This window comes from Pedobacter sp. 01N416 (assembly GCF_056399685.1).
Genome location: NZ_JBFTRT010000135.1, coordinates 1 through 10,067, shown reverse-complemented (window position 1 = coordinate 10,067; position 10,067 = coordinate 1). Strand labels below are relative to the sequence as shown.

General features: G+C 41.8%; 6 protein-coding genes. All 6 read right to left on the bottom strand.

Translation table 11 applies throughout. The annotated features are described in order from the left end of the window. Nucleotides 1-1,871 (bottom strand): beta-galactosidase (locus AC1DND_RS09550; protein WP_477581125.1); only part of this gene is annotated, 1,871 nt, incomplete at its 3' end. Nucleotides 1,872-2,047: 176 nt separating this feature from the next. After that, a complete protein-coding gene (locus AC1DND_RS09545) occupies nucleotides 2,048-3,643 on the bottom strand; it encodes a glycoside hydrolase family 43 protein (protein ID WP_477581123.1) in 1,596 nt (531 codons plus the stop codon). Between the two features lie 136 nt (nucleotides 3,644-3,779). Then, the gene (locus AC1DND_RS09540) at nucleotides 3,780-5,387 is read right to left on the bottom strand and encodes a RagB/SusD family nutrient uptake outer membrane protein (RefSeq protein ID WP_477581121.1); all 1,608 of its coding nucleotides are present in this window, start codon (nucleotides 5,385-5,387) and stop codon (nucleotides 3,780-3,782) included. A gap of 11 nt (nucleotides 5,388-5,398) precedes the next feature. Beyond that, nucleotides 5,399-8,794 carry a TonB-dependent receptor gene (locus AC1DND_RS09535; RefSeq protein ID WP_477581119.1) on the bottom strand — a complete coding sequence of 1,132 codons (3,396 nt, stop codon included), beginning with the start codon at nucleotides 8,792-8,794 and terminating at the stop codon, nucleotides 5,399-5,401. A 31-nt stretch (nucleotides 8,795-8,825) separates the two neighbouring features. Then, nucleotides 8,826-9,734 carry a FecR family protein gene (locus tag AC1DND_RS09530; protein ID WP_477581117.1) on the bottom strand — a complete coding sequence of 303 codons (909 nt, stop codon included), beginning with the start codon at nucleotides 9,732-9,734 and terminating at the stop codon, nucleotides 8,826-8,828. 74 nt (nucleotides 9,735-9,808) lie between these two features. Further along, a partial coding sequence (locus AC1DND_RS09525) for a sigma-70 family RNA polymerase sigma factor (RefSeq protein WP_477581115.1) occupies nucleotides 9,809-10,067 on the bottom strand: 259 nt, incomplete at its 5' end.

Here is a 10,067-nt window from a genome sequence, read left to right as displayed (position 1 = left end):
GCATTGCGTATACCACACAACTCTTCCATTGGATAATAACCGTGCTCATGGCCAATATTTTCATATACCACGATAAGCTCATTTTCTCCCGGATGCAACAAGCCTGCAACATTGAAGATATTATCGTAGTCGTTCTCTTTTATTCTTTGGAAAGATTTGTTTACATTTCTGCTCACACTGGCTGCATATTTATCAGTAGGGTATAAGCGCGGCGCTATTTTGCCGTTTACCTGCAGGTTTAAAATGTCTCTGGAAAATGTATTGAACATTAATTTAGAAAACTGGTCTGCCTGTTTTTGGGTTAGTTTGTCATTTGCACGGTAGAGTACATAGCGGCAATCGTTAACGCCTAATTCCGGCAAGGAGCGGTTTGAGGAAAGTGACTGCCATTTGGCTTTGAAATCTTCATTGTGCACCTTCACCGCTTTAATTGATAGACTGGTTTTGGTTTCTTTTGCTTCCTTTTTGTTGTTTTGTAAACCCCACCAAATACCCTGCTTGGCAATGACTCCGGGTGGAATGACCAATACTTTTGTTTCCAAGGAATCTAAATCATAGACGATTTCAAACGCTGGTTCGGCAGCTAAATCACTTTTTTTAACGGTATTTACTTTGATTAAAACTTTTTCTTCGTTTTGGTTTACATTGTAAATAGGCGCCGAGGCCGATGCATTTGCCCCTGGTTTGATTAAGGCTGTTCCATGAATCTGTTTTTTTGCAGTGCTATTGTGCAGAAAAACAAACCTGGTCCCATCCTGGGCAATGCGCATTCCCCCAACTAATTCAGCTGGGGCTTTTTCAAATGTGCAGACGCCACCTTTAGAATGGATGAGCTGCTGTTGATATTTTTTGATGAAATCACCAATATTTTGGGCCGCATAATATTTTTTTGATAAGCTGCCATCTTCTTTGATTGCCGCATTGTAATCATAACTGGTTGTTTGCCCCCTTGCCCCCCAGCCAGCGAAATTTGTGCCACCATAGATCATATAATAATTCAATCCGGTGGCGCCTCCCAAAATCGACATCATGCCCACCGCATAAAAATGTTTATCGTTTGATTCATGCTCTTCGCTCAGCCTGCCAGTCACAGTAGAAAACCATCCGCCCTGCAGTTCAGTAACGAAGCCCGGCGCGTTGGGCTGTCTATGTTTTAGATCTTCCATCCGTTTAGCGCAGCTAATGGCATCGTTTAAATCCACATAGTAGTTGTCACAATCAAAAACATTTGAAAGCACGCTATCTTTGCTTCCCCGGCACTCGGAGGTAAGGCAGCTAAAAATGGGTACCTTAACACCTGCGTTTTTTACCCCTTGATATAAAGACTGTAAAAAAGCTTTTTTGTTAGTGGTTTCATGGGAATCGTATTCATTTTCGATCTGGACCATGATAATGCCTTTTTCTTGATCAGTTTTTCGGGTAATTTGCTCTTTTGCGATGATCTTACCTACTGCCTGATACCAATGCATACACCATTTTACATGCTCAGTATCATTACTCCTTAACCAAAATCCATCTATATTAGGACGGAATTTGGCCAGCCACCTTGGATATCCCCCGCCGGCCCATTCCGCACAAATGAAGGGTCCGGGGCGCACAATCGTGTAAAGGCCAAATTCTCTCTGCGCCATATGCAGCCACTCCYGCAGGTCTGAAAAATCAAACTGTGACTGATCCTGAATATCTTTTGGCATGTTCCGTTCGTGCCAGTTCCATGGTATATAGGTTTCTACGGTGTTAAAACCGGCAGCCTTTATTTTTTGAAACCGGTCTTTCCACAATGCTTTTGGGCACCTGAAATAATGGAATGCAGCGCTATATATAAAGATCTCTTTGTCGTTTATTTTTAAGGAACTACCATTATAAGACACCGTTTGGTGATCAGATCGATGGTTTTTACGAGGATCAGAATGAACCCGAGCCTGCGCGGAGGTATAGCAAAAACAGATTAGAACTATAATGGAAACGGATATTTTAATGTTAATTTTCATTTTTATAATGATAAGACTTCCTGCAACGACTGAACCAAAGTTTTATTGACCGTTTTTTAATCACCCTCATTGTTTTTCGCATAAGGCTGGTTCTCTCCTTTAAAATGGAACCAGTTAAAATCGGCATAGCCACCTTCTTCCTTTTTTGTACTGTAAGTAAGCAGCGCAAAGCGGTTTGCTGTCCAGTCATATCCAAGGGCCATCTTTAGCTGATTGCCGAAAGAAATAAATTTTTGACCGTCTGTGCTATATGAAAATGTTGCTGTAAAATCGATATGTGTTAAGTTTGCCCTTATCCAGAGTTTGTTCTGGCTAAAGTTTTTAATGCTATCTATTACTTTTCCATTGTTCACCATGATAAGTGTTTTTTGATTCCCGTCCTTTCTAACAGCGATATAGGCATAAGGCGATTGAAAGATGCCGAAACCGGCAATATTTCCATCTTTTAACTGGGAAACATCCATTTCAACCGTTCCCGCTGATAGGGGGCCCTGCACCCTTTGGGTGAGCGTGTTACGGGCTGTGGTCAGCGCTGATGCTTCGGTGGCGCGCAGGCGTAAATAACCCTTTCTTTCTTTCAGCGACCATTTTTTGTTGTCAGGATTATGGTTCCATTGCCATTGTAGCCCCAGTGTAGCGGAACTGAACTCATCTGATGCTGCAACCGTAGTRACCGGATATTTTTTTTTGACATCAGGTTTCTGATATACCAAAACACCTTTGCCGTCTTTGCCGAGCATAGGCCAGCCATCTACCCAGTTAACAGGCTCCAGGTTGGGTGTACGCCCGATAGGGCCACGGTCCTGCATAATGATAAACCACCACGAACCATCTTTGAGCTGGACCATTCCACCCTGATGCAGTCCGTTACCAGGATAGGTATGATCGTCATTAATGACTACTTTAGATTCGTAAGGGCCATAGATATTGTCTGATCTCAGGCAAACCTGTCGGCCTTTTGTGCCGCCGGTAGATCCCAGGATATAATACTTTCCCTTAAATTTGTACATGTGGGAGCCTTCCAGATAAGGGTATTGGGGATTATTATAAATTTCCTTTTGAGGGGTTTTTACCGATAAAGCATCGGCATTTAATTCTGTAATGTAGAGTTTCTGCTGTCCATGCGCAACATACACTTTGCCGTCATCATCGAAAAACAAACCTGGATCATACAGGTATTCAGGAAAGATTGTTCTCGTCCATGGACCTTTGATATCTTTTGCGGTACACATCGAAAAATTACCCTTTTCCTTGCCCCAATTGGGTGTGCAGAAGCCGACATAAAAAAGACCGTTTCGGTGTCTGATCGTAGCTGCCCACGAACCCCTTAAATACCTGTCGCCGCCTTTCAGGTCATACCGTGGATCTTCATCATAACGCTCAAGGGCATAACCGGCCATTTCCCAGTTCACCAGATCTTTAGATTTTAATACCGGACATCCCGGTACGTAGTGCATGCTGGTAGATACGAAATAGAATTCGTCATCAACCCTAATCAGGTCAGGATCGGGCCAATCACCCCAAAGTATAGGGTTTTTATAGGTTCCGTTGCCGTTATCCGCTGTCCATATAGGTTTTGCAGGAGATTGTGCCAACAGATGTGAAGAATATAATAAAAATGCGAAATGTAAAATCAGGGTTATTTTTTTCATCATTTAAAATTTATGGGCTAAAAGATGCTGCCCTTATAAATGTATCGGCTTTTTGGTTAGGATATAAAGATAAAGGGGTAAATAAATTACCCCTTTATCACTAATTTATAAAATATAAGCCATTGATTAACGGCTTTTAGTATCCTGGATTCTGTTTCAATGAATGGTTAATGTCAAATTCTTTCTGTGGAATAGGCCACAGGTAGTTTTTAGGGTCGAATGTTCTCGATCCTGCTACAAAATTTGAATTTGGGGTTAAAGTCAAGGCACCGTTGGCGGGGTTTACCGATCCCTTTAAACAGCCCTTTACATCTCCATTTAATACATCTGCACCAATTTTCCAACGTTGTATATCATACCAACGTAAACCTTCGCCTGCCAGTTCGGCCCTTCTTTCGCGGCGGATAAGTGCCCGTAATGAAGTCTGGTCAGGATACATCGCTGAAGTTACCGCAGGCATATTTACCGTAGGGCGTTGCCTTACCAGGTTAATGGCATTATAAACCGAAGCATCAATCTGGTTGGCTTCAATTTTTGCCTCTGCATAGGTCAGTAAAATTTCTGCGTAGCGGATAACAATAATACTTCCTCCGGTATTCCACACATCAGTTCCATAGGCGGTATTGTTATAATCGTCAATATTAGCAAGGTACTTTTTAAAGTTATATCCGGTTGGAGAGGCATTGTTGTTACCCACAAGATCGCTAGAAGATGCACTTATAGGATCGAAGTAAGAACCCATATACGATAATCCTGGGCGGATAACAGTTGCATCTAAACGTGGATCTCTGTTTGTATAAGGTTGAACTGCATTATATGTGCCGTCTTGCTGGATCGTTTTTCCGTTTGTGGTTTCGTATGCATCTACCAGTGCCTGTGTTGGTGCCATTGAGCTCCATCCACCAGAAGAATTGGGAAGTGCAGCGCCAAGTACCCACTCAGCATTGTCGTTCTGTAGATACTGTACATCTAAGATTACCTCTGCGTTATTGCTATTCTGTGGACGAAACAATCCTTCGTAATCAGGAAACAGTGTATAATTGAAGGGTGCAGTCATCAGCTGCTGGGCTGTGGCAATACAATCGGTATATTTTGCATTGAACAGCTCTGTCCTTGCTTTCAGAGCGAGTGCTGCACCACGTGTAATGCGGCCTATATCACTGCCCGAATAACTAACAGGCAATGAAGGTGCAATACTGGCGAGTTCCTGAAGAATAAAATCAACAACCTGAGCTTTCGGTGTACGTTGCAGCTTATTGGCCTCATCGGTCGAAAGGTTGTGCAGTGGAAATGGGACATCGCCATAAACCTGGCTTAAGATGGCATATTTATAAGCCCTTAAAAACCTGGCTTCACTTTTCATTCTGGTTTTTAACGTATTGTCGAGTGATGCCGAGGGAACTTTATCCACATTATCCAAAAACCAGTTACATCGTTGAATAGTTGTATAAGAGTATTTGTTTACCCCTGGGTCAGTAGCGGTAGCCAGTCCTGAGGCAAAGGTTTCATAACCTTCCCATGGAAACTGGTCAATGCCGTTGTCAGATATACAATCGTCGTATATTACATTATCGCCCGATTCCCAGCCGCTATAACATCCGGTTAGTGCCGCATTGGCATCCGCTTTTGATGCCCATAAGGTACTATTGCTGTATTGATCTAATGGTTTGGTATTTAGTATGTCTTTCTTACAGCCCGTAATTACAGCTGTAGAGAGAAGTATATAGATTAATTTCTTTTTCATCTGTTTGTTTTTTAAAATGTTACATTAAGGCCAAATGTATTTACCAATACTTGTGGGTAGTTATAAACGCTTCCTGCTGATCCGGATGCTGTGCTTGAGCTACTGGCTGCTCCTAGTTCAGGATCTATCCATTTGTAGTATTTGGTAAAGGTTAACAGGTTTTGACCGCTGTAATAAACTTTAACATTGTTTAAGCCTAATGTTTTAACCACATTTTTTGGAAGCGTATAGGCTAATGTTACGTTTTTAAGGCGCAGGTAAGAAGCATCTTTAACCCAGAAAGACGAAGGCGTACCAGTCGGATCGTTCTGTTTATAGCTGTACCATAACCTTGGGAAATCGGCATTGGTATTGGTTGGTGTCCATCTGTCCAAAAATACACTTGTAGGTTTTTGCACATCTGGTCCAACTTGTCCGATAAGGTTACCGCCCATGGCTTTTACAGCGGCAGCGCCCTGGAAGAATAAGGATAGTTCGAAACTTTTATAGCTGGAAGAGAAAGTAAGGCCATAATTGATTTTTGGATAAAAACTACCCAAATCAACTTTATCATTAGCATCTATTTTGCCATCGTTATTCTGGTCTTTATATTGTATATCGCCTGCAGCCACCTTATTGTTTAATACAGCTGTTCCGGTTACATCGGCCTGCGTTTTATAAATACCTAAAGCCTCATAGCCATACAGCGAATAAAAAGAGGTACCCACATCATAGAAGGTATTATCGTTAATTACTTTACCTCCTGTTAACTTGGTTACTTTATTTTCAATAAAAGAAATATTACCATTAAGGCTATAATTAAATTCTCCGGCTTTATCCTTGTACCCTGCACTGAACTCTATACCTTTATTGGTCATCTCACCATCAACATTTACATATGGAGCGGTAAAGGCATAGGTAGCGCTAGCCTGGGTCCGCATTAACGGATTTGATGTTTTTCTTTCGAAATAGTCCACTGAAATATCCAGCTTGTTATTTAAGAATGTAGCATCGATACCAGCACCCATTGATTGGGTTTTTTCCCATTGTAACAGAGGGTTTGCACCCGCATTTGGTGATAGGCCGGTTACCAGTACCTGATTAAACGAGTAGGTTTGTCCGCCCGCAATAGATTCGAAATAGGCATAGTTATTGGCAATCTGCTGGTTACCCAGCTTGCCCCATGAACCACGTAATTTTAATGAATTTACCGTATTTAGTGCACCAGCAAAAAAATCTTCTTTTGATATTACCCAACCTGCAGAAACTGCCGGAAATTTACCCCATCTGTGACCTTCGGCAAAACGCGAAGATCCATCAAAACGGAAATTACCTTCTAGCAGGTATTTTTCGTTAAAATTATAGTTAAATCTGGCAAATGCAGATTGCAGCGCCCAATCATTGGCATATCCTGATGTAGACTGGCCAAGAGCCGGCGCTGCATTGATCTGGGTTAGCTCATTGTTCAGGAAATTCTGGCGCTGGGCAGAAAAAGTGTTATATATGGAATGCTCTTGTGAAGCTCCAACCAAAATTTTGAAGTTATGTTTGTCAATATTTTTTTCGTAATCTGCCACGGCCTGCACAAGCGTATAGGTTGTCCTATCGGTAGCATTGGTTAAATTGTTTGGCCCTTCAAGCTTGGTTGGCGCTAACGGCGTACCCGCTGGGCCACCTTTATAATACTGTATTTCTGAAACATACTGCTGCTGCTGACCTAAGCCTAATCTATAACCAAAAGAAGGTTTGAAGTGTAGACCTTTTAATGGAGCCCAATCTCCCGCTACGTTACCGGTAACGGTATAATTCTGCCATTGGTTGCTTGATGGAGACTCTAACCAGGCCAGGGGACTACCATCAGATACATAACCTAAAGCTCCATTTTCCCATCTGGCAGGTACAGTATTAGAAATACGGTTTGCCATGCGGATAATTTGCGAAAAACTTGTGGCGTAAGTACTTACCGGCTCAGAAAAAGGAGCATATAAGAAGCCTAATTTTGCACTTAAGCCTAATTTTTCAGTTAACTGCGAACTAACGTTAAATAAGGCATTGTATTTCTGATATCTTGTTTTCTTTACATTTCCTTTTTGATCAAAATAGCCCAGCGAAACCATGTATTTTGATTTTTCATCGCCACCATTAATACTCACGTTATGGTTTTGTTGCCATCCTGTTTCCGAAAATATTAACGATGACCAATCAGTATCTGGATGCGCACCTGTTTTATCGCTACCATCTTTAAACAGCTGTATATCGTTATCAGTCCATCTGGGAGCGGCACCTTCGTTCACCCTCGCCTCGTTATATAACTGTGCCTGTTGCCATGCCGGTAAAAAATCTGGTGTTTTGGTAACCTGCTGTGGCCCGGCATACATATCGTAACGCATTTGCAAGCTGCCTTGTTTTCCTTTTTTGGTGGTAATTAAAATTACACCATTCGAAGCCCTGGCGCCATAAATAGCCGCAGAAGCAGCGTCTTTAAGTACTGAAATACTTTCAATATCATTCGGGTTTACATCCCCCATAGCGCCTGGTACGCCGTCTACAATAATAGCAGGACCGGCGCTCGCGCCACCTGATCCCAATCCGGATCCAATACCCCTAATTCTGATTGTACCCCCATCCCTACCTGGTTGTCCATTGCCGGTGGTAATACTTACCCCTGCAACCTTGCCCTGGATGGCGTTGGTAACACTGGTAACGGGCCTATTTTCCAAATCTTTTGCAGAAACGGTACCAATTGCCCCGGTTAAATTAATTTTCTTTTGCTGCCCATAACCAACAACTACCACCTCGTCGAGGTTGTTTACCGAAATTTCTAATAGTACATTAAGGTTGGTTTGATCGGTTACGGTAACTTCTTTAGTTTTGTAGCCCAAAGTAGAGAATACCAATGTTTCTCCTTTTTCTGCTTTAATGCTAAAAGAGCCATCGGCGGCAGTACTGGTTCCTTTACCGGTACTTTTTAGAATTACCGATACACCCGGAATTGGTCCGTTATTATCGGCTACTATACCTTTTATGGTAATTGGATCTGGAGCATTAGCGGCGCTATTGATGCGCAGATCTGACTTTTCGTTGGTTTTAAAAATAATAACACCCGATTCTCCTTCTTTATACTGAAACTGGGTTCCGTTTAAAATGGCATTTAAAACGGCTGGAAGTGCTTCGTTTTTAAAATTTAATTGTTTTGTAGAAATTTTGCGGAGCTCGTTGTGGTTGTAATTAAACGGCATTTTTGAAATATTGCTTAACCGTCCGAATGCTTTTTCGAGTGTTTCTCCATTAAAACTGATGGTTACCTTAACGGTACGGATATCCTGGAACTTGTTAAGCGCCCAGCTGCCCAGTGAAACGGTGGACAATAGCGCAACTATCCCTAGTTTTGCTAGCCTCCGCGTTAGTGTTTGTAATTTTTGCTTCATGTATTATAATTATTTAGGGGTTGATTTCTCTTTAATAGCAAGGTTTTCCGGAGATAAACACCGAGTCCTTTTTAATTGTATAATGGATAGGTTGGATGGTTTTTAAAACCTGCAGTACATCCGTTAAGCTTTGTTTTTTGGTAAACCTGATACTGTTCTCGCAGTTGCTGAATACTTTGGGATCGTAAATTGCCTTTATGCTGAACCGGTTTTCTATGGCCAGCATTATTTCTTTGAAATAAACACCATCCAGATTAAAATCGCCATGCGTCCAGGTAACGGTATTGGCCGATTTTACTTTCTGTGTGATAGCCTTATGGGTGCTTCGGTTAAAAGTTAACTGTTCATCGGGCCTAAGCGTGTTTAGTGCCTTTGAGCTTTCGTTTACCTGTACCTTTCCCCTGGTTACCGTTACGGTAATGTTTGGCAGTTCTTTATACGATTTGATATTGAACGCCGTTCCCAATACTTTGGTGCTAATGCCTCCTGTATGTACAACAAATGGTTTGGATGCATCGTGCGCAACATCAAAATATGCTTCCCCTTCTTCCAGATAAACATTGCGGCTGTTGATGAATTTAGCAGGATATCGGATAGTACTGGCCGCATTAAGCGTTACTGTACTATGATCGGGAAGTAAAACCTCTAAAACCTGTCCTTTCTGTGCCTGTACGGTGATGTATTCGGTTTTTCCATTCTCTTTGGCGTAATAGTTGTAACCGACGAATAAAAGCGTACATACACCCACTAAAATAGCTGCAGCTTTATATCTAACCGCCCATAGCCTGATGGTATGTTTCCTGTCGCTCGCTTCCTGCCTATCAATGCTTTGTTGTAACCGTTGATAAATCTCGTGCCTGATCTCTTCGCGTTCTTGCTCATTATCGATGGACGACGGGTGCTCAGATATTTTAAATCTTTTGTAAAATTCTTCTTTCAACGGCATAATTTTTTAAGATGATAGCCTAAAGACGAACTGATGTTTACAAAGTACCAGAGGTATGTTTAATTTTTTTAAAATAGAAATGAACAAAGGTGCTGGCTTATTTTTTGGCGCAGGCGCTTAAGTGCTGTACTTAGTTGATTTTTAACCGTTTGCGAAGAAATTGATAAGCGCCCTGAAATTTCCTCAATAGAGAGATTTTCTTCGCGGCTCAAACGGTAAATTTCTTTCATTTTTTCTGGTAGCTGATCTACCTGCTCGTTTAAAAAACTATTGAGCTCGTTGTAATACACCTGATCATAAACAGTGTCCTGGTATACCGTTGATGCC

Bases quoted from the DNA above. Each gene is read 5' to 3' on its own strand.
- AC1DND_RS09540 (WP_477581121.1), bottom strand. From the start codon at position 5,387: ATGAAAAAGAAATTAATCTATATACTTCTCTCTACAGCTGTAATTACG.
- AC1DND_RS09535 (WP_477581119.1), bottom strand. From the start codon at position 8,794: ATGAAGCAAAAATTACAAACACTAACGCGGAGGCTAGCAAAACTAGGG.